This window comes from Luteococcus peritonei, assembly GCF_039526385.1.
GTDB classification, from domain to species: Bacteria; Actinomycetota; Actinomycetes; order Propionibacteriales; family Propionibacteriaceae; genus Luteococcus; species Luteococcus peritonei.
On record NZ_BAAAIX010000009.1, the window covers coordinates 20568 to 38429 of the forward strand.

Here is a 17862-nt window from a genome sequence, read left to right on the forward strand (position 1 = left end):
GATGTCGATCATCCTGCTCACCGCGGCCACTGGTTCGCCCGGCGTCACCAGCACGGCGCTGGGGCTGGCGGTGCACTGGCCACGCGACGTGCTGCTGGCCGACTGTGACCGCGAGCCCGGCCAGTCACTGCAGGCCGGCTACCTGCTGGGCCTGGACCTGGGTGGCCGGGGCCTGTCCGAGCTGGCGCGGGCCCATCGGGAGAACCGTCCGGTCTCCGAGGAGCTGCAGCTGCAGACCGTGAGCTTCCAGTCCGGTGCCGAGCACGAACGTCATGTGCTGCCCGGCTTCGCCCATCCGGCGACCCCGGCCCTGTTCGCGCCCGTCTGGCAGCCCTTGGCGCAGGCACTGCGCGCTCACTCCGACAGCGGCCGCGGCGTCATCGTCGATGCCGGACGGATCGGGGGCACCGGACTGCCCTCCGCCCTGTTGGGTGCCAGCGACCTGGTCCTGGTGTGCGTGCGCAGCAGCCTGCGTTCGCTGGCCGCCTTGCGGCTGCACCTGCCCACCCTCCAGCACCAGCTTGACGAGTCCAGCCGCGCCGAGCTGGGGCTGCTGGTGGTGGGGCCCGGCCGGCCCTACTCCAGCAGTGAGATCAGTCGCCAGTTCTCCGTCCCGGTGGTGCACGAGCTGGCCTGGGAACCGCGGCAGGCGGAGGTCTACAGCGACGGCGCCACCCCGGGTCGTTCCTGGGGCGGGGGCCAGCTGAATCGCAGCCTGCGCGCCGCCGCCTCCGCCCTGGACGAGCGGGTCAGGCGTCGCGAGGAGGTCGTGGCCGGTGCGCTGGCCACCAGCGAGTGGGTGTCGTCATGAGCCGTCCGGAAGTTACCCAGGCGGTCGCGGACCTGGGGCGGACCCTGGACTCGCTGGCTGCTGCGCAGTCCGGCTGGTCCGGGCCGGTTGCGGTCGCGCCGGATGCCCCGGGCCGGTCACCGGCCTCGGCCGGCTCCCAAGCGGTGGACTGGAGCCTGGTGGTGGTGCTGCGCCGTCGGGCCTCCGAGGAGATCACAGCTGCCAGCCAGCGCTGGGGCGGCGAGCACGGGGCAGCGATGGATCGCGAGGACCGTCGCATGATGGGGCGCTCGGTGATCCGGCAGGTGGTGCGCCACCACGCCGAGGAGCTGGCGCGCCGCGGCCAGGCGCCGTGGTCGCTGGAGCAGGAACAGGCCTGCGCGGCAGCCGTGGAGAATGCCATCTTCGGCTATGGGCGCCTGCAGCCCCTCTTCGAGATCCCGGCCGCGGAGAACATCGAGATCCACGGGTGGGACTCCGTGGTGGTGCAGTACGGCGACGGGCGGCGCGAGGAGCACCCGCCGGTGGCCGACTCCGACGAGGAGCTGGTGGAGGCGATCCGCTTCCTGGGCGAGTCGGCCAGCCCCAGCCGCCCCTTCGACGACGCCCACCCCATGATGACCCTGGCCCTGGGTGACCGCTTCCGGCTGCACGCCATCGGCTTCGGTCTCAGCTATCGCCCCAGCATCGTGATCCGGCAGCACATCCTCACCGATGTCAGCCTGCGCCAGCTCGCCGACGGCGGCATGATGCCGGCGCCGGTGGCGGCCCTGCTGCACGATGCCGTGCTGGGCCGTCGCTCGATGGTCATCTCCGGTGACCAGGGCGCGGGGAAGACCACCTTGCTGCGGGCCCTGATCGACGCGATCCCGCACACCGAGCGTTTCGGAACCCTGGAGACCGACTACGAGCTGCTCACCCACCTGCAGCCGGGGCGCCGCAACATGCTGGCCCTGCAGGCCCGCTCCGGCATGGGGGAGCGCGCCGCCGACGGTAGCCGGGCCGGCGAGTTCACCGTCACCGACCTGCTGCCGGAGGCGCTGCGGCAGAACCTGTCACGCCTGGTGGTGGGCGAGGTCCGTGGCGGTGAGGCAGCCGCCATGTTCGAGGCCATGCAGTCCGGTGCGGGTGCCCTGTGCACCACCCACTCCCACTCCGCCTCCTCGACCATGGACCGGCTGGCCTCGCGCGTGGCGCAGGGTGGGGTGCTGGGCATGGAGGAGGCCTACCGCCAGATCGCGCACAACATCCACCTGTTGGTGCACGTGTGCCTGGTGGACGACACCTGGCGAGGTGGCACGCGCCGGCGCCACATCGCCGAGATCCGCTCACTGACCGGTGGCATCGAGTCAGGGCGCCCGGTCACCCATCTGGTCTACCGGGCCGCCACACCCACCGAGCCGATGGTCTGGCACCCGGATCCCCAGCTGGTGGAGGGGCTTGCGGAGTTCGCCGGCAGTTTCGAGGCGAGCTCATGACGCCGGCGCTCGCGGGGATCGCCGGGGCCTGCCTGGTGCTCGGTGCGGTGTTGGCCCTTGACGGGTTACGGCTGCGGCCCCGCCCGCGATCCACAGCCAGATCCACAGGCCTGTGGACAACTGTGGACAAGTGGTGGAAGGGGCTGTCGCGCGCGCGTCGACTGCGGGTGGCCGGGGTGATGGCAGTGGCCCTGCTGGTCTTCCTGGTCACGGGTTGGGGCTTCGCCCTGCTGGCCGTGCCGGCCGTGGCCTTCGGTGTACCCGCCCTGCTGGCTGAACCGGGCAACCGCGAATTGGACACCCTCGAGGCACTCGACCGCTGGTTGCGTGCGATGGCCACCACGCTGCCCACCGGCAAGTCGGTGGTCGACGCGATGCGCTCCAGCGCCCGACAGGCGCCCGATCTGCTGGCCGGTCCGCTGCAGGTGATGGTGGCTCGGATGGATGCCCGGTGGAGCACCCGGGAGGCGCTGCTGGCGCTGGCCGAGGACCTGGACAGCAGCCATGCCGATGCCGTGGTGGCCGCCCTGGTGCTGGCCAGCCAGCGGGGCGGGGCCGGCACCGCGGCCACCCTGGGCGAGCTCGCGGACACCATCCAGGCCCGGCTGCGGGCGTTGCGCGAGATCGAGGCGGAGCGCGCCAAGCCGCGCGTGGTGGTGCGCCAGGTGACGCTCATCACGCTGATGGCCCTCTCGGCGGCCCTGCTGCTGCAGCCCGGCTTCTTCACCCCCTACACGACGCCGGTCGGCCAGGTGGTGGCGGCGCTGCTGGCCCTGGCCTATGTGCTCTCGCTGTGGGCCCTGCGCCGGATGACGGTGCCGCGCCGCCGCGAGCGCATCCTGCAGCGACGCAGCCCGCTGGTGACCGCGGAGGTGGACCATGGTTGATCCCCTGGTCGTCGTGGTGACGGCAAGTGGCCTGCTGCTCAGCCTGGGGCTGGTCCTGGTGGTCGCAGGGCTGCGCGACCATCCTGTGAGCCTCACGGATGCGTTGGACAGCCTGGACGGCGCCCAACGGGCCGGTGGCCCAACCGGCCGTGAAATGGTCGACGAGGAGGACCTGGCGGGCCGGATCGGGGCCCTGGCCTTCACCCGGCTGCGCCTCCCGCTGGCCGACGAGCACCGTCGGCTGCTGGCCCTTCAGGGGCGGTCCATCGGAGACTTCTTCGCCGAGAAGCTGCTGCTGGCCACGCTCGGTCTGGTCGCCCCCTTGCTGCTCACCGCCGTGCTGCAGGGGCTGGGAGCCCTGGTGGCACCGCTGCCGGTCGGGCTGGGGATCGCCCTGGCGCTGCTCGGATGGTTCTGGCCCGGGCTCACCCTGCACCGGGGTCGGGAGCGAGGTCGCAGTGACGCGGGCGAGGCCCTGTTCACCTTCTTCGACCTGGTGGTCCTGGAGCGCCTGGCCAATGCCTCGGCGGCCCAGGCCATGATGTCGGCCGCCTCGCTCTCCGACTCACCCCTGTATGTCCGGCTGCGCACCTGCCTGGAGCGGGCGCGCCTGGAGCAGAGACCGCCGTGGCAGGAGCTCAACCGCCTGTCGCACGAACTGGACCTGCCCCAGATCGCCGACATGGCCGACGTGATGCGCCTGGACGAGCAGGGTGCCGCCTTGGCCGAGGCGCTGCGCGCCCGCGTCCGTGAGCTGCGTGACGCCCACCTGCTCGCCGAGAAGCTCGAGGCCCAGAAGGTCAGCGAGCGGATGACCGTGTGGATGGTCGTGCCGTCCATGGTCTTCGGCCTGGTCTTCCTCACCCCACCCGTGCTGAAGCTGCTCGGGGTGGACCAATGAATGGAAAGGGAATCCCGATGAACCTCAACCTCCTGGTGGGCATGGTGGTCAGCCTGCTCCTCCCGCGCCGCGACGAGCGCGGCCTGTCCCAGTCGACGGAGAACGCGGTCCTGCTGGCCGGTGCCGTGGCCGTCGCCACCATCGTGGTCGTCGCGGTGAAGGCCTACGTCAACCGCAACATGCCCAAGTAGCGACATGCGGCGCACCCAGCGGGGGCTCTCCGAATCCGTGCAGTGGGCGGTGCTGGCACCGGCCCTGCTGCTCGTCGTGCTCGGACTGGTCCACGGCGGGATCTGGCTCCACGGGCGCACCGTGGCGGCCCAGGCCGCCCTGGCCGGGGCGGAGGCGCAGGCGGTGGCCGGTGCTGGTTCCGGGATCGCCGAGGGCATCGCCTCGCAGGTTGCCGCCGAGGGCGGTCTCAAGGACATCCAGGTCAGCTCCGGCCGCAGTGGCGACGAGGTGGTGGTCGAGGTGCGTGGACGCGTCGACTCCTTCATCCCGTCGGGCCTCACGCAGGTGCAGTCCCGGGCCTGGATGCCTGCGGAGGAACCATGACCAGGACGGACATGAGGCGCGACCAGCGTGGTGCTGCCGCGCTGGAACTAGTGCTGCTGGTGCCGGTCCTCGTGCTGGTGCTCTGCGTGGTGGTTGCGGGCTGGCGGCTGTGGACCGCCCGAACGGCCCTCTCCGACGCCGCCGCCTCGGCCGCGCGTGCCGCGACCCTGGAGACCAGTGGGGGTGCCGCCCGGGAGAGGGCCGAACGCGTGGCACGGGCAGGTCTGGACGTGGAGGGCCTGCACTGCGACGAGGTGGGTGTCGACGTCGACACCAGCGGCTTCGCCACCCTGCCGGGAACCACGTCACACGTCGAGGTGAGCACCCGCTGCACGCTCTCGACGGCCGACCTGCTGGTGCCCGGGCTGCCCGGCACCTGGCAGTTGGAGGCCACGGGCCGGCATCGGATGGACACCTTCAGGGAGAGGACACCATGAGCAGGTTCGTCAAGGCCGCGGCATCGCTGGCCGAGCTGCTGGTGCTGGTCCTGGGCCTGCCCCTGGCGCTGTGGCGGCTGGGGCGGCTCGACGCGCTGACCGAGGTGCGCTGGAGCGATCTGGTGGGCACCGCCGACACCGGGGGCCTGCTGCTGGCGCTGATGACGGTGGCCGGTTGGGTCGCCTGGCTGGTGCTGCTGGCGAGCGTCGTGGCCGAGGTGGTCGGGGTGCTCACCCGCGGCCGGGTGCACGTTCGGGTTCCCGGCGGTGGCTGGGTGCAACCCCTTGTCGCCGCGCTGGTGGTGGGGGTCCTCGGGTCGACGACGGCGCCGATCGCCGCCTCCGCCGCTGCTCCCTCGCCGGTGACGGTGAGCGCACCGGTGCGCTCAGTTCCCGCGGCTCCTGTCAGCGTCCCCGACCAGGCCACGGCTGACGAGTCTGCCCACTCCACGCAGGGTGAGGTCCTGATACACGTCGTCGAGGCAGGGGACGACCTGTGGAGTCTGGCCGAGAAGTACTACGGCGACGGGACCCGCTGGCGCGCCATCGCGGAACAGAACCAGCTCGACGATCCGAACCTGCTGCCCGTCGGCCTCCGGCTTCGCCTCACGGGGCTTCCCTCCGGTGAAGCAGCCGAGCAGAGCTCGAAGACAGCGGCTCATGCCGCCAGTGTCACGGTGGAGCAGGGGGACACCCTCGCCAGCCTGGCGGCGAGGCATCTGGGTGATGCCGACCGGTGGCCCGAGATCCACCGACTGAACCGGGCCGTGGTGAGTGACCCGGACCTGATCCAGCCGGGCTGGAAGCTCATGCTGCCGGCGACCGATGACAGACAGGCCCCAGCGCCGCAGCGGGCCGAGCCCAGCCGCAACGCACCAGCCGGACAGCCCGGCGGCACCCCTGCCCAGCAGCGCGGGACCCCGACCAAGCAGCAGGACCGCTCGGACGACGGGCGGGCCAGCGATTCGGCCCAACGCCCGGGGACCGCAGAGCAGGGGCCAAGCAGCCAGGCATCGGCTGGCGTCACCGAGCAGCGGGAGGAGAGCCCCGGAAGCGTCGCCGAGGGCACGGCTCCGGCCCAGGAGTCCCGAGCTGCCCAGACCCCTCCTGCCTCGGGTTCCAGCTCCGCCGCAGAGCCCGGTCAGGGGACCGAGCTGCCGAGTGGCCGGGGCACCGACGAGGCTGCTGGTTCATCCCGGACCAGCCCGCCGGTCCAGACCACTGCCGCCGACGAGCACCAAGAAACGGGGCTGGATGATCCAGCCCTGGCCAGCGTCGCCGCGCTCGGCACCCTGTTGGCCGCTGCCCTGTCGGGAGCCCTGCTGGTGCGGCGTCGCCACCAGCTGGCCCAGCGCGCCCTGGGCCGACGCGTCGTCCTGCCCGGGCCGCAAGCCCTCCACCTCGAGGCCGCCGTGGCCCAGCGGGCTGCCGAGGCATCCGAGCCCCTGGATGCCGCCCCCACCGCCATCCTGCTCGGCACCGACGCGAGCACCGACATCCTGCACGACCTGGAGGCAGCCGGCACCACGGTCATCACGGGCTCCTACCGCGAGGGCCTGCTGTCCGCGGTGACGACGGGGCTGGTCCTGCAGCCCTGGTCGGCCGAGACCCGGGTGGTCGCAGCCGGTGGACCCCGGTGGTTGCTGGCCCTCGACGAGCCGCAGGTGAGCGTGGTGGACGCGCCCGACGCTCTCCTCGTGGAGCTGGAGCGCACCGTGGCGCTGCGTCGGGTGGAGCTGGGCCGGGCCCGGATGGCCGACGGCAGCACCACGCTGGCCTCCCTGCGAGAAGACCCGGACCGCTGGGAGGCCTGGGCCCCGATGGTCTTCGTGCTCCCCGAGGCCCTCGACGAGGGGGAGTGGCGCCGCGTCGAGTCGGCCATGGCAGGCCAGCCCGTGGGCGTCAGCGTCCTGGCCGTCGCTGACCGCCCCCGGGAAGGCGCCAGCCACGTGCAGGTCGACGCCCCCGACCAGGCACGACTCGACGGCCGGACCTTCCTGCCGTCGCTGATGGATCCGGAGGCCCGTCGCGGGCTGGTCGAACTCTTCGAGACCAGCTCGCTGATGGCCACCACCCCCGCGCACTGGTGGAGCGACGACGACGATCTGCCACCCAACCTGGCGGTGCTGCCCCACCGCGCCACCCACGATGACGACGAGGAGGTTGCCGTGGATCCCTCCGAGCCGGTGCAGGACCCGACGCTCCTGCATGCCACCGAGCTGCACCCCACCCTGCTGCTCCTGGGCCCGATCGATCTGGTCGGTTGCCGGGGAGAGGAGCCGCCCCGGGCCCGCCGCCAGTGCATCGAGTACTGCGCCTGGCTGCAGACCAATCCCGGGGCCACGGCCTCCCGGATGGCGCGCGAGCTGCTGGTGGCGGAGGGAACCCGACGGTCCAACATGAGCCGGCTGCGCTCCTGGCTGGGCAGCGATCCCCAGGGTGAGCTCTACCTGCCTGATGCCTACTCGGGCCGGATCCAGCTCCACCCGGGCATCACCACCGACTGGGAACAGCTGCAACTCCTGGTGGGCCCGGGCGTGAACCGCTGCTCCACCAACCTGCTGGTGGAGGCGCTGCAGATGGTGCGGGGTGCGCCGCTGGCCGACGCCGCTCCCGGCCAGTGGCACTGGGCCGAGGAGATGCGTACCGACATGTGCTCGGTGGTGCGTGACATCGGTGTGGTGCTGGCCCGCCGTGCGGTCGAGGAGCAGGATCTGGACCTTGGCCGTTGGGCCGTGAACCGCGCCCTGGTGGCCGCTCCCGGCGACGAGCTGCTGCTGGGGGCGCGAGTCAGGATCGAGCACCTCGCCGGTAACCGGCCCGAGGTGGACCGGCTGGTGCTGCAGCTCACCCGGCAGGCGCGCAATACCGGCGTCGACCTCGCCGATGAGACCGTGGTGCTGCTGCAGGAGGTGATGGAAGGACGACGACGCGCCCTCGCCTGAGACGCCCCTCCGACGCCGTGGGGAGGGCGGCGTCGGGCTCAGGTCAGCGAGCTGAGCTGAGGCCGGCCGATGGTGGCCTGGTGCTTGTCGAGCCAGCCGAGCTCGGCGCGCAGGATCCCCAGCTCGTGGTCCAGCAGGGCCATACCCTGCGGGTTCTCCAGGGTGCGGGAGCGACGGCTGCCGATCTGCGCGATCTTCTCCATCACGGCGCGGCGGCGCACCTGCAGGCATTGCAGCAGCTGCTGCTCGTCCAGCACGCTCGCCATCAGGCAGGCGATCCGGAAGTTCTCGCGGGTGTCGTCCACCTGGCACAGGCAGTCCGAGACCTGCTGGCGCATCCGCTCCAGACCTCGATCGGTGATCCGGTAGCGCTGGCGCTGCGACTTCTCGTCATTGCCCACCGGGGCGATGAACTCCTTGCCCGCCAGCCGCTTCAGCACGAAGTAGATCGACGAGGACGGCAGCCGCAGCCAGGCATCAAGCCCCTGCGCCTGCACCAGGCTGTCCAGCTCGTAGCCGTGGCGCGGTTCGTCCACCAGCAGACCCAGCACGGCGAACTCCGTCGTGGTGAGACTGTCATGGTTCCTGGGCACCCCATGACTTTAGGACCGCAAAGTTCAGGGTGTCACCCGGGGCCCGAACATCTGGCCGAACGGTCAGACCGCTAGGGCCGATGCCACCCGGCCGGCCCACTCCCGGTAGCCCTCGCCCGACGGGTGGAAGCCGTCGGGCCCGAACATCGAGGCCTCCGGCCGCATGCTGCGCACCTCCACGAAGGCCCGGTCGTGCTGCGCGCACAGCTCCCGGGTCGCCTCGTCGAAGCGCCTGGCCTGGTCACCCAACAGCGCCGTCAACGGCCAGCGCAGCGCCGGACAGCTCGCCACCGGCGGGCAGCCCAGCACCACCACCTCGGGGTAGCGATCCAGCAGGTCCAGGATCGCCGACATCTGCTCGCGCCACTCCTTCACGCTGTGCCGGGCGATCAGGTCGTTCATCCCCACCGCCAGCACCACCACGTCGGTGGAGGCGCTCAGCGTGTTCACCATCCGGTAGTGCACCCGACGCGTGCTGGCCCCGTGCTCGCCCACCACCTGCCAGAGGACCTCGCGGCCCCTCGCCTCCGCCAGGCGGGAGGCCAGGGTGCCGGGCAGTCCGGTGGCCAGCGAGTCGGTGCCGTAGCCGGCCGCCGTCGAGTCACCCAGCACCACCAGGTGCAGCCGCTCACCCGAGCCGCCTCCGGATGGGGCCACCAGCCCGTGCGGACCGTCGGCGGGTGGCTCCAGCTCCACCATCTGCCCGATCAGCTTCTGGCCCTGCCACAGACCCACCGGCTGCAGCACCTGCAGGAATGGATTCATGATCCAGATGCTAGTGCCGGGAATAAACCCCAACGCTGCAAGCGCTTCACGTGGTGATTCAAACTTCAAATATTCAGGAGCAGGCATGAAGATCGGCATCATCCTCGGCAGCATCCGTGACAACCGCGCTGGCGAGGCAGTGGCCCAGTGGGTGCTGCAGAACGCCCCCCAGAGCAGCGAGGTCAGCTACGAGCTGGTCGACGTGAAGGACTACGAGCTGGAGCCGCTGCACGCCGCCACCCCGCCCGCCGCCGCCGGTGGCACGTACTCCGACCCGCGCGTCCAGAAGTGGGGCGACAAGATCGCCGAGTTCGACGGCTTCGTCTTCGTCAGCGCCGAGTACAACCACGGTGTGCCCGGCGTCTTCAAGAATGCCGTCGACTCCATCGGCGTCGAGTGGATGCACAAGCCCGTCGCCTTCGTCTCCTACGGTGCCGCCGGTGGCGTGCTGGCCGTCGAGAACTGGCGCACCGTGCTGGCCAACTTCAACGTCTACGACCTGCGCGACAACGTGCAGCTCAGCCTGTTCACCGACTTCGGCGACCAGGGCTTCGCTCCCGACGAGCGCCACCAGCAGCCGCTTCAGGAGCTCTTCACCCACCTGGAGCAGGTGGCCGGCATCATGCAGCCGCTGCGCAGCCAGGACTGACGAGGCCCGCGAGGCTGGAGGACCAGCTGCTCGCACGCGTCGATGATCCGGCGCCATCGCGCCACACGAAGGGGCGGCACACTCAGGGGGTGCCGTCCCTTGGTCGTGCCCGACGGAGCGGGTGACGGGCCGGCGGCCAGCCCCTCGCGCCGGCGTGTGTATCCACACACCCATACGCACCCTTTCGCGCCCTCGCCCGGGAATCCGGTTGGAGAGGGCAAGGAACAAGGGCGCCTGACCTGCTGCCGCAGAACCGGCGCGGTTTCGTGCGCAGGTGTGCCTGCGCACACCCTTTTCGCGCACCCGCAGGGAATGGGTCGCGGGGAGGCGGGTGTGGGCGGGCGCAACAGGGCGACCGGATCCCCTGGAGTCAGCCGACGGTGCCTTCAGGGCGTGCACCGAGCCGTCGCCGGCAGCCGGTTGCCCAGGCGCGAGCAGGGGGACGTGTCAGCGATACATCTCGGCGATCCGGCCGGCTTGGGCGCCGTAGCCACCGCCGTAGAGCACCGCGTGCACCAGCACCGGGTGCAGCTGGTGCAGGGCGCGACGGCTCTGCCAGCCGGGGGCGGGCTGGTAGGCCTCGGCCCAGGCATTCTCCAACCGACCCAGGTGCGGGGCGCCGAACAGGTGCAGCATCGCCAGGTCGGTCTCGGCGTGGCCACCGTGCGCGGCCGGGTCGATCAGCACCGCGCCGTCGGGGGTGAAGACCACGTTGCCGCTCCACAGGTCGCCGTGGATCCGGGCGGCCGGACGGTCGTCGTCGAAGTCGCCGTCCACGAGACGTTGGCAGACCAGCTCGATCGAGGCCATCGCCTCCGGCTCCAGGCTGCCCGCGGACAGTGCCTGGCGCGCGAAGGGCATCACCCGCCACTCAGCGTAGAACTCACCCCAGCGCTCGGGTAGCTCCGTGGGCATCGGCAGCGCGGCGTCGCCGATGAAGCCGTCACCCTGCCACCCGGGCGGTGCGGCTCCGAATCCCGCGGCGCCGGCCAGATGGGTGGTGGCCAGATCGGCCCCGAACTCCTCGGCCCAGGCCCCCGATGCCGGCGCACCGTCCAGACGCGGTTCCACCAGGTGGTGGTCGTCCACCTCGAGCACCTTCACCACCCGGGCCCCATCCGCCTCGGCCAACCAGGCCAGGCCTGCGGCCTCCCAGGCGTAGAGACCGGCCGGGGCGTTCGGCCGCGACTTGGTGAACAGCTCGGACATCAGCCCTCCTCGCCGGACGAGGTGCGCTCGTCCAGCTCGATCCAGCGCGAGTCGCAGCCCGGACAGACGTAGACCGGGGCGCCCTCCACCACCTCGTCGGCGTCGAGGGTGCCACATGCGTCCTCGCACGGATTGCTCACCAGGAAACGGGCTGCCATGCCTCCATCCTGCCCCAGCGGGCGTGGGCCCAGAACCGGGGCTGCCGGGAATACCCGGCAGCCTGGGGAGGACCGGACTCAGCGAGCCCGACGGGGACGCACCGGCGGCTCCGGATCGCCGCTCGCCTCCAGCTCCGCAGCCGGCGCCTGCCCGACGACCGGCTCCGGCCGGACGTGCTGCGGCGCCTCGGCCCCGCGCTCCACAGCGCCAGCGGCCGCGCCATCCACCGCACCGTCACCCGCGCCCTGGAAGACCCGTCGCGGCCACCAGAAGCGCTCGCCCAGCAGGATCGCCAGGGCCGGCACCAGCACCGTGCGCACCACCAGGGTGTCCAGCAGCACGCCGATGAAGATCACCACGCCCACCTGGGCCAGCACCACCAGCGGAAGCACGCCCAGCACCGCGAAGACCGAGGCCAGCAGGATGCCGGCGCTGGTGATCACGCCACCGGTGGCGGTCAGCGCCCGCAGGATGCCGCGGCGCGTGCCGTGCACCACTGCCTCCTCCTTGGCGCGGGTGGACAGGAAGATGTTGTAGTCGACGCCCAGCGCCACCAGGAAGACGAAGGCGTAGAGCGGCACCAGCCCGTCGATCCGCTCGAAGCCGAGCAGGCCGGTGAAGACCCACCAGGAGATGCCCATCGCCGCCACATAGGTGAGCAGCACCGTGCCCACCAGCACCAGCGGCGCCACCAGGGAGCGGAAGAGCCCCACCAGGGCCAGGAAGACCAGGCCCAGCACGATCGGGAAGATCAGCCGCTGGTCGTGCCGGTTGCCCTCGGCCTTGTCCAGTCGCTGCGCCTCCGTGCCACCCACCTGGGAGCCCGGCAGGTCCGCCACCGCCGCGCGGATGGCGCGCACCTGGTCGGCCGCCTCCTCGCTACCGGGTGCAGCCTCGGTGATCGCCTGCAGCTCGGCCACATCGTTGCCCTGGGCGGTGCGCTGCACCGAGCTCACACCCGGCACCTGCTCCACCGCGTCGGCCACCTTCTGCGCCTGGTCGGCGCGGGTGCCGATCACCACCGGGTTCGCGGCACCCGCCGGGAAGGAGCGGGCCAGCCGCTCGGCGGCGACGATCGCCTCCGGCTTCTTGAGGAACTGGTCCGCGTCCGACAGCCCGGTGCGGGTCTGCAGCAGGCCCAGGGCCCCCAGCGCCAGCAGCAGAGCCGCCGCCACGGCCACCAGCGCCGGGCGCTGGTCCACCCGGCGCCCGATGCGGGCCCACAGCGAGCGCGGGTCCTCGGCGGCGGAGGTCTCGCCCACCACCGGCTCGCGGGGCCAGAAGATCTTGCGGGGGAAGGCCACCAGCGCGCCCGGCAGCACCACCAGCACGAAGAAGCAGGCGATCAGCACGCCCACGGCGCAGGCCACGCCCAGGCCGCGCGTCGACGGGAAGGCCGAGAGCACCAGCGTCATCAGGCCCACGAAGACGGTCGAGGCGCTGGCCAGCACCGGCTCGATCGAGCGCACATTCGCCACCCGCATCGCCTCGTGCCGGTCGGCATGGTTGCGCAGCTCGTCGCGGTAGCGGCTGATCAGCAGCAGGGCGTAGTTGGTGCCGGCACCGAAGACCAGCACCGACAGGATGCCGGTGGTCGACTCGTCCCAGGCCATGCCCAGCGCGTCCAGCACGTGCGTGGCGCCCACCGCGGCCAGTCGGTCGGCGATGCCCACCACCAGCAGCGGGATGGTCCACAGCACGGGGGAGCGGTAGGTGAAGACCAGCAGCACCGCCACCACCAGGGCCGTGGTGCCGAGCAGGCGGAAGTTGGCCCCGTCGAAGACCGCACCCAGGTCGGTCTGGATCGCGGCCGGGCCGGTGACCTGGGCGGTCACACCCTCAGGCAGTCCCTCGGCCGAGCGGGTGCGCAGGTCGGTCACGCCACCCTCCAGCTGGTTGGCGCCGACGCCCTGCACCGTGATGGGCACGAAGACGGCGGTGCCGTCCTGGCTGGGGATGGCCGGTGCCTTGGCGCTGCCGGACAGCTCCGCGGCCTTGCGCTGCAGCAGCCCGATCTCCTGCGGCGAGAGCTTGTCCTCACTGGCGAACAGGACGATCGCCTGCGAGGTGTTGCGATCCGGGAGCTGCTCCTGCAGCCGCACCAGCTCGGCGGACTGGCTTCCCTCTGGCAGCGAGTCCGTGCCGCGACGGGCGTGCTCCGCCTCCGGCACCAGGCCCAGCATCGCGAGCGAGAGCAGCAGAAGCAGCAAGGAGAGCAGGGGGCGCAGGTTTCGGCGCCACCAGGACTGCTCCACGGCGGCGGTCTCGGTGGTGGGGGCAGGGGTGCTCATGGGATCTCGCAGCCGATCAGCAGTAGGGGAAGATAGTCAACGAGGTTGATGATAATGCAGATGAGTTAGATCCGCCTCCACCACTACGGGTGGTGCAATGATGTGCGCGGGCAACGGTTCGGAGGAGGAGCATGAGTGAGCAGGCACGGCGCGACGTGCAGGCCGTCGTACCCGCTTGGAGCCCCTCCACGGCCCTGCACGCGCTCGACGAGCTGGTGAAGACGGCCACCTCCGCCACTGACGGCCTCGCCCGGCGGGCCCGGCTGAGCCACCTCGAACTGGAGGCGCTGCGCCATCTGATGGATGGCCAGACCGGCCCGGCCGACCTGGCCCGCTCGCTGCACGTCACCTCGGCCGCCGCCACCGGTCTCGTCGACCGGCTCCAGGCGCGCGGCCACGTGGAGCGCGAGCCCCACCCCAGCGACCGGCGCCGCACCCAGCTGCGGGTCACCGAGGCCGGCCGTCGCGAGGTGGTGGGCCTGCTGGCCCCCATGTTCCAGGGGCTGGCCGCCGCCGACGCCGAGCTCAGCGAGGACGAGCGCGTCGTCGTCACCCGCTTCCTGCAGCAGGCCACGGAGGCGATGCGCGCCATCGACCCCGCCGCCAGGCCCCGCTGAGCGTCTCCCCGACGGCGGCTGTCCGGCTCAGTCGCGCACGGCCTGGTTCGCGCGCTGGTACTCCTGCTCGTCCACCGGCTCGAGCCAGGTGGTGGGGTCCTGACCGCTGCCGTCGGACTCCAGCGAGGCGATGTGCGCCATCAGGTTGTCGGCGCAGGCCCCGTGCCAGTGCTCGTCGCCAGGCTCGATCCAGACCGTCTCGCCCGGGCGGATGGTCACCGTCTTCTGGTCGCGGGTGACCACCAGGCCCACCCCGTCGGTGCCGTGCAGCAGCTGGCCCACCGCGTGGGAGTGCCAGTTCGTTCGGGCGCCGGGGGTGAAGTGCACGTGCGCCACGGTCATCCGCGACGGGTCGGTGCCGGAGAAGATGGCGTCGACGTGGACGTCGCCGGTGAAGCGTTCGGCCGGGCCCTTGCCGGTGGCGCCGCGGGTGAGCTTGTCCATGGTGGTTCCTCTTTCCTGGAGCACGCCCGTGCTCCTGCTGGCTCCCACGCTAGGACGCCGACGAGCCTCCCGGCAGGCCCTGTCAGCACCCCCTGTGGGGCGGCCGACGCCTCGGCGGCCGGACGAAAGGACAAGGGTGACGGGGTCGCTTCGCAACAGGTTCAGCGAACCGGCGGACGGGGCGGCATGCCCGGACGACCCGCGGTGCCGGCAGCCGTGGCCAACCGGTCGGCCGCTGCTCCGGCGGCACGGCTGACCACCGAGGGGCCGGTGGGCTCCGGAGGCATCACCACGACGGGGCAGTGCGTCGCGTAGACCAGCCGGTGGGCGAACATCGGGCCGGCCGCCATCTTGCGCGGGGCGCCCAGCACGATCAGGTCGGCCCGCTTCGACAGCTCGACGAAGGCCTTCTTGCGACCGGTGCGCTCCACCCGCAGCTCCACGCCGTGGTCGGATCCCAGGGCGCTCTCCACCGCGGTGGCCAGCGCCTCGCGCACCTCCTTCTCGGTGCGCTCGGTGGTGCCCACCCGGCCGGCGCTGGTGCCGGACGGGGTGGCGGCCGGGGCAGCGGCCCGCCACGTGCGCAAGGCGATCACCCGGCCACCGTGCAGGTCGGCCTGTGCCTTGGCCCAGCGCAGTGCGTCACGCGACTGCTGCGAGCCGTTGATGCCCACCACCACGGTGTACGGGCGTTCCTGGTTCTCCGTGCTCATCGAAGACCTCCTCAGACCGGGATGTGCAGGGTCTCGTTGCCGTGCTCGTCATAGCTGGACAGCGGCGGCGCGATCTCCTCCAGGGCCTTGCCCTCAGCGTCGACGCCGAACTTGAAGGCCACCAGGCCACCGAAGAGCATCACACCGGAGGCGAAGACATAGCCCCAGAAGAGCGGGCCGCGGGAGCTGCCGTCGCCCACCAGCCAGCCGAACAGGGCCGGACCGGTGGCGCCCACCAGCTGGGCGATCGCGAAGAAGTAGCTGATGGCCTGGCCACGCACCTCGAGCGGGAAGATCTCGGAGACGGTCAGGTAACCGGCCGAGGCGCCCGCGGAGGCGAAGAAGAAGCTCAGGCACCACAGCAGCGTGTGGGTCATCGCGGTCAGCGAGTTGTTGTTGAACAGCACCGCCGAGAGCAGCAGCACCAGGGCGGCGAAGCTGTAGGTGCCGCCGATCATCTTGCGTCGACCGATGGTGTCGAAGAAGTGGCCCAGCAGCAGCGGGCCCATCAGGTTGCCGGCGGCGAAGGCGAAGAAGTACAGCGCGGCCTCGGCGGCGGTCTTGTCGTAGAAGTTGGTCAGCACCATGGCGCTGGTGAAGAAGATCGCGTTGTACAGGAAGGACTGGGTGATCATCAGGGTCAGGCCCAGGAAGGTGCGGCTCGGGTAGAGCTTGAAGAAGACCCAGGCAATCTGCTTGGGGGTCAGGCCCTCGCGGGCCTTGATCCACATGGCGGCGTTCTCGTCGATGTGGGGCAGCTGCTTGCCCTGCGCCTTCACGTCGGCCTCGATGCCGGAGACGATCTGCTCGGCCTCCTCGCCGCGGCCGTGGGTCACCAGCCAGCGCGGGGACTCCGGGATGTGGCGACGCATGTAGATGATGACCAGACCCAGGATCGGGCCCACCAGGAAGGCCAGGCGCCAGCCGAGGTTCTCGTCGAAGCGGCCCTCGGCCAGGAAGTAGGAGCTGATCAGCGCGCCGATCATGGCGCCGGCCCAGTAGGTGCCGTTGATGGCCAGGTCGACCCGGCCGCGGTACTTGCCGGGCATCAGCTCGTCGATGGCGGAGTTGATGGCCGAGTACTCGCCGCCGATGCCCATGCCGGCGATGAAGCGCAGCGCCCAGAAGATGTACATGTTGGGCGCGAAGGCCGCAGCCGCGGAGCCGAGCAGGTACAGGCCCAGCGTGGTGACGAACATCTTCTTGCGGCCCAGGGTGTCGGTCAGGCGGCCGAAGATCAGCGCGCCCACCACCTCGCCCACCAGGTAGATGGTCGCGGTCAGACCCACCTGGGCGTTGGACATGCCCAAGGAGTCATGGAAGCCGCCGTTGGCGACGATCTGGATCTCCAGGCCGTCCAGGATCCATGCGGTGCCCAGGCCGAGGATCACCATCCAGTGGAACCTCGACCACGGCATCTTGTCCATGCGCTCCGGAATCAGGCTCCGGACCGGCTTCTCGTCAACTGCTGGCGCCGAGGACATCGGCCCCACCCCTTTGGTTGCACTCTCTGCAGCTTTGCAGGCTGGCGGCACGCTAGCAGCGCTGGCGCGGCGACAGAAGGGGGGTTCTGCTGGTGGAACCGGGCCGACGACGCCCGACCCCGGCACCACAAGGGGATGTACCTGCGGGGTGTTCGCCTCAGCTTTGCTGGCTGCGCAGGTAGCGACCGAAGTGGGGGACGGTGAAGGCCACCTTGCCGCGTTCGGCGGAGTAGATCAGACCCTTCTTCATCAACGCGTCGCGGGCCGGCGAGAGGCTCTGCGCCTTGCGGTCCAGCACCTCGGCGACGCGGGAGGTGGCCACCTCGTCGGCGTCGTGCAGGATCGCGGTGCCGGCGGCCTCGGCGTCGGCGCTGGAGGCCTCCGCCATGGCCCGCAGGTACTCGCGCTCGGCCGGGGTGGCGCGCTCGAAGCGGGAACCGAAGAAGCCGACGGCCAGCTCGGCCTCCGCCTCCGGCGTGGCCACCCGGACGTCGTCGGCGGTGATGGGGGAGGCCGGGGCCAGGTCCCAGACCACCTTGCCGTAGGCCTGGATGAAGTAGGGATAGCCGCCGGTGAGCTGGTACATCGCCTCCAGCGCCTCGGGCTCGAAGCCCGCCTCCTCGTCCTCGGCGGGCAGGGTGAGGGCCAGGTCCGCCGCGGCACGGTCAAGCCGGTCGATGCGGTTGTAGCGGAACAGGCGCTCGGAATAGCTCTTGGAGGCGCTCAGCACGGCGGGCAGGTGGGGCAGGCCGGCGCCCACCACGATCAGCGGCAGCCGCTGCTGGCTCAGCTCGTGCACCGCGGCGCACAGCGCGGAGACGTCCTCGGGGCGCAGGTCCTGCATCTCGTCGATGAAGACGGCCACGCCCACGCCCATGTCGGCCGCCAGGCCACCGACGTCGGTGAACAGCTCCACCAGGTCGATCTCGATGTCGCCCGAGTCGG

Annotated in this window: 18 protein-coding genes and 1 pseudogene; 10 read left to right on the forward strand and 9 right to left on the reverse strand. The window is 71.4% G+C overall.

Annotation, left to right across the window (positions count from 1 at the left end; genetic code table 11):
• Position 1: 1 nt before the first annotated feature.
• The 8 genes from ABD073_RS03925 to ABD073_RS03960 all read left to right on the forward strand — a co-directional run bounded on the left by ABD073_RS03925 (position 2) and on the right by ABD073_RS03960 (position 7993).
• Positions 2-811 (forward strand): CpaE/TadZ family protein, encoded by an 810-nt coding sequence (locus tag ABD073_RS03925; protein WP_343872518.1) that lies wholly within the window; start codon positions 2-4, stop codon positions 809-811.
• Positions 808-2268: a TadA family conjugal transfer-associated ATPase gene (locus tag ABD073_RS03930; protein WP_343872520.1), complete on the forward strand. Its 1461-nt coding sequence runs from the start codon at positions 808-810 to the stop codon at positions 2266-2268. Before ABD073_RS03925 ends, ABD073_RS03930 begins: the two co-directional genes overlap by 4 nt.
• Positions 2269-2390: 122 nt before the next feature.
• A complete protein-coding gene (locus ABD073_RS03935) occupies positions 2391-3155 on the forward strand; it encodes a type II secretion system F family protein (protein WP_343872521.1) in 765 nt (254 codons plus the stop codon).
• Positions 3148-4056 (forward strand): hypothetical protein, encoded by a 909-nt coding sequence (locus tag ABD073_RS03940; RefSeq protein ID WP_343872522.1) that lies wholly within the window; start codon positions 3148-3150, stop codon positions 4054-4056. The genes ABD073_RS03935 and ABD073_RS03940 overlap by 8 nt, the downstream gene beginning before the upstream one ends.
• Before the next feature lie 17 nt (positions 4057-4073).
• Positions 4074-4247 carry a hypothetical protein gene (locus ABD073_RS03945; protein WP_343872523.1) on the forward strand — a complete coding sequence of 58 codons (174 nt, stop codon included), beginning with the start codon at positions 4074-4076 and terminating at the stop codon, positions 4245-4247.
• Positions 4248-4251: 4 nt separating this feature from the next.
• On the forward strand, positions 4252-4611 hold the full coding sequence (locus ABD073_RS03950; protein ID WP_343872524.1) for a TadE/TadG family type IV pilus assembly protein: 360 nt from the start codon (positions 4252-4254) through the stop codon (positions 4609-4611).
• An 11-nt stretch (positions 4612-4622) separates the two neighbouring features.
• Positions 4623-5048, forward strand: a complete 426-nt coding sequence (locus ABD073_RS03955) for a TadE/TadG family type IV pilus assembly protein (RefSeq protein WP_343872525.1) — start codon at positions 4623-4625, stop codon at positions 5046-5048.
• Positions 5045-7993: a LysM peptidoglycan-binding domain-containing protein gene (locus ABD073_RS03960; protein ID WP_343872526.1), complete on the forward strand. Its 2949-nt coding sequence runs from the start codon at positions 5045-5047 to the stop codon at positions 7991-7993. Before ABD073_RS03955 ends, ABD073_RS03960 begins: the two co-directional genes overlap by 4 nt.
• A 38-nt stretch (positions 7994-8031) precedes the next feature.
• Here ABD073_RS03960 and ABD073_RS03965 read toward each other — a convergent pair whose 3' ends face one another.
• Positions 8032-8586: a PadR family transcriptional regulator gene (locus ABD073_RS03965; protein ID WP_343872527.1), complete on the reverse strand. Its 555-nt coding sequence runs from the start codon at positions 8584-8586 to the stop codon at positions 8032-8034.
• Positions 8587-8649: 63 nt separating this feature from the next.
• The gene (locus ABD073_RS03970; RefSeq protein WP_343872529.1) at positions 8650-9351 is read right to left on the reverse strand and encodes an SGNH/GDSL hydrolase family protein; all 702 of its coding nucleotides are present in this window, start codon (positions 9349-9351) and stop codon (positions 8650-8652) included.
• A gap of 85 nt (positions 9352-9436) precedes the next feature.
• Between ABD073_RS03970 and ABD073_RS03975 the strand changes: the two genes are divergently transcribed.
• Positions 9437-10000 (forward strand): NADPH-dependent FMN reductase, encoded by a 564-nt coding sequence (locus ABD073_RS03975; RefSeq protein WP_343872530.1) that lies wholly within the window; start codon positions 9437-9439, stop codon positions 9998-10000.
• Between the two features lie 447 nt (positions 10001-10447).
• Here ABD073_RS03975 and ABD073_RS03980 read toward each other — a convergent pair whose 3' ends face one another.
• The 3 genes from ABD073_RS03980 to ABD073_RS03990 form a co-directional block, all read right to left on the reverse strand.
• Positions 10448-11209, reverse strand: coding sequence for a fructosamine kinase family protein (locus ABD073_RS03980; protein ID WP_343872531.1), 762 nt, complete (start codon positions 11207-11209; stop codon positions 10448-10450).
• The gene (locus ABD073_RS03985) at positions 11209-11367 is read right to left on the reverse strand and encodes a hypothetical protein (RefSeq protein WP_343872532.1); all 159 of its coding nucleotides are present in this window, start codon (positions 11365-11367) and stop codon (positions 11209-11211) included. The genes ABD073_RS03980 and ABD073_RS03985 overlap by 1 nt, the downstream gene beginning before the upstream one ends.
• A 78-nt stretch (positions 11368-11445) precedes the next feature.
• Positions 11446-13659, reverse strand: a complete 2214-nt coding sequence (locus tag ABD073_RS03990) for an MMPL family transporter (RefSeq protein WP_343872535.1) — start codon at positions 13657-13659, stop codon at positions 11446-11448.
• Positions 13660-13790: 131 nt separating this feature from the next.
• Between ABD073_RS03990 and ABD073_RS03995 the strand changes: the two genes are divergently transcribed.
• The gene (locus ABD073_RS03995; RefSeq protein ID WP_343872537.1) at positions 13791-14276 is read left to right on the forward strand and encodes a MarR family winged helix-turn-helix transcriptional regulator; all 486 of its coding nucleotides are present in this window, start codon (positions 13791-13793) and stop codon (positions 14274-14276) included.
• 27 nt (positions 14277-14303) lie between these two features.
• Here ABD073_RS03995 and ABD073_RS04000 read toward each other — a convergent pair whose 3' ends face one another.
• The 4 genes and pseudogenes from ABD073_RS04000 to ABD073_RS04015 form a co-directional block, all read right to left on the reverse strand.
• Positions 14304-14720: a (R)-mandelonitrile lyase gene (locus ABD073_RS04000; RefSeq protein WP_343872540.1), complete on the reverse strand. Its 417-nt coding sequence runs from the start codon at positions 14718-14720 to the stop codon at positions 14304-14306.
• Between the two features lie 161 nt (positions 14721-14881).
• Positions 14882-15433, reverse strand: coding sequence for a universal stress protein (locus ABD073_RS04005; protein ID WP_343872541.1), 552 nt, complete (start codon positions 15431-15433; stop codon positions 14882-14884).
• Between the two features lie 11 nt (positions 15434-15444).
• Complete coding sequence (locus ABD073_RS04010) at positions 15445-16917, reverse strand: MFS transporter (RefSeq protein ID WP_343872543.1); 1473 nt, start codon at positions 16915-16917, stop codon at positions 15445-15447.
• A gap of 157 nt (positions 16918-17074) precedes the next feature.
• Positions 17075-17862, reverse strand: a pseudogene (locus ABD073_RS04015) (ATP-binding protein); the annotation flags it as partial.

Coding starts and splice junctions, on each gene's coding strand:
- ABD073_RS04000 (WP_343872540.1), bottom strand. CDS start 14,720: ATGGACAAGCTCACCCGCGGCGCCACCGGCAAGGGCCCGGCCGAACGC.
- ABD073_RS03970 (WP_343872529.1), bottom strand. CDS start 9,351: ATGAATCCATTCCTGCAGGTGCTGCAGCCGGTGGGTCTGTGGCAGGGC.
- ABD073_RS03930 (WP_343872520.1), top strand. CDS start 808: ATGAGCCGTCCGGAAGTTACCCAGGCGGTCGCGGACCTGGGGCGGACC.
- ABD073_RS03945 (WP_343872523.1), top strand. CDS start 4,074: ATGAACCTCAACCTCCTGGTGGGCATGGTGGTCAGCCTGCTCCTCCCG.
- ABD073_RS03940 (WP_343872522.1), top strand. CDS start 3,148: ATGGTTGATCCCCTGGTCGTCGTGGTGACGGCAAGTGGCCTGCTGCTC.
- ABD073_RS03960 (WP_343872526.1), top strand. CDS start 5,045: ATGAGCAGGTTCGTCAAGGCCGCGGCATCGCTGGCCGAGCTGCTGGTG.
- ABD073_RS03980 (WP_343872531.1), bottom strand. CDS start 11,209: ATGTCCGAGCTGTTCACCAAGTCGCGGCCGAACGCCCCGGCCGGTCTC.
- ABD073_RS03955 (WP_343872525.1), top strand. CDS start 4,623: ATGAGGCGCGACCAGCGTGGTGCTGCCGCGCTGGAACTAGTGCTGCTG.
- ABD073_RS03950 (WP_343872524.1), top strand. CDS start 4,252: ATGCGGCGCACCCAGCGGGGGCTCTCCGAATCCGTGCAGTGGGCGGTG.
- ABD073_RS03975 (WP_343872530.1), top strand. CDS start 9,437: ATGAAGATCGGCATCATCCTCGGCAGCATCCGTGACAACCGCGCTGGC.
- ABD073_RS03985 (WP_343872532.1), bottom strand. CDS start 11,367: ATGGCAGCCCGTTTCCTGGTGAGCAATCCGTGCGAGGACGCATGTGGC.
- ABD073_RS03990 (WP_343872535.1), bottom strand. CDS start 13,659: ATGAGCACCCCTGCCCCCACCACCGAGACCGCCGCCGTGGAGCAGTCC.
- ABD073_RS04005 (WP_343872541.1), bottom strand. CDS start 15,433: ATGAGCACGGAGAACCAGGAACGCCCGTACACCGTGGTGGTGGGCATC.
- ABD073_RS03925 (WP_343872518.1), top strand. CDS start 2: ATGTCGATCATCCTGCTCACCGCGGCCACTGGTTCGCCCGGCGTCACC.
- ABD073_RS03995 (WP_343872537.1), top strand. CDS start 13,791: ATGAGTGAGCAGGCACGGCGCGACGTGCAGGCCGTCGTACCCGCTTGG.
- ABD073_RS04010 (WP_343872543.1), bottom strand. CDS start 16,917: ATGTCCTCGGCGCCAGCAGTTGACGAGAAGCCGGTCCGGAGCCTGATT.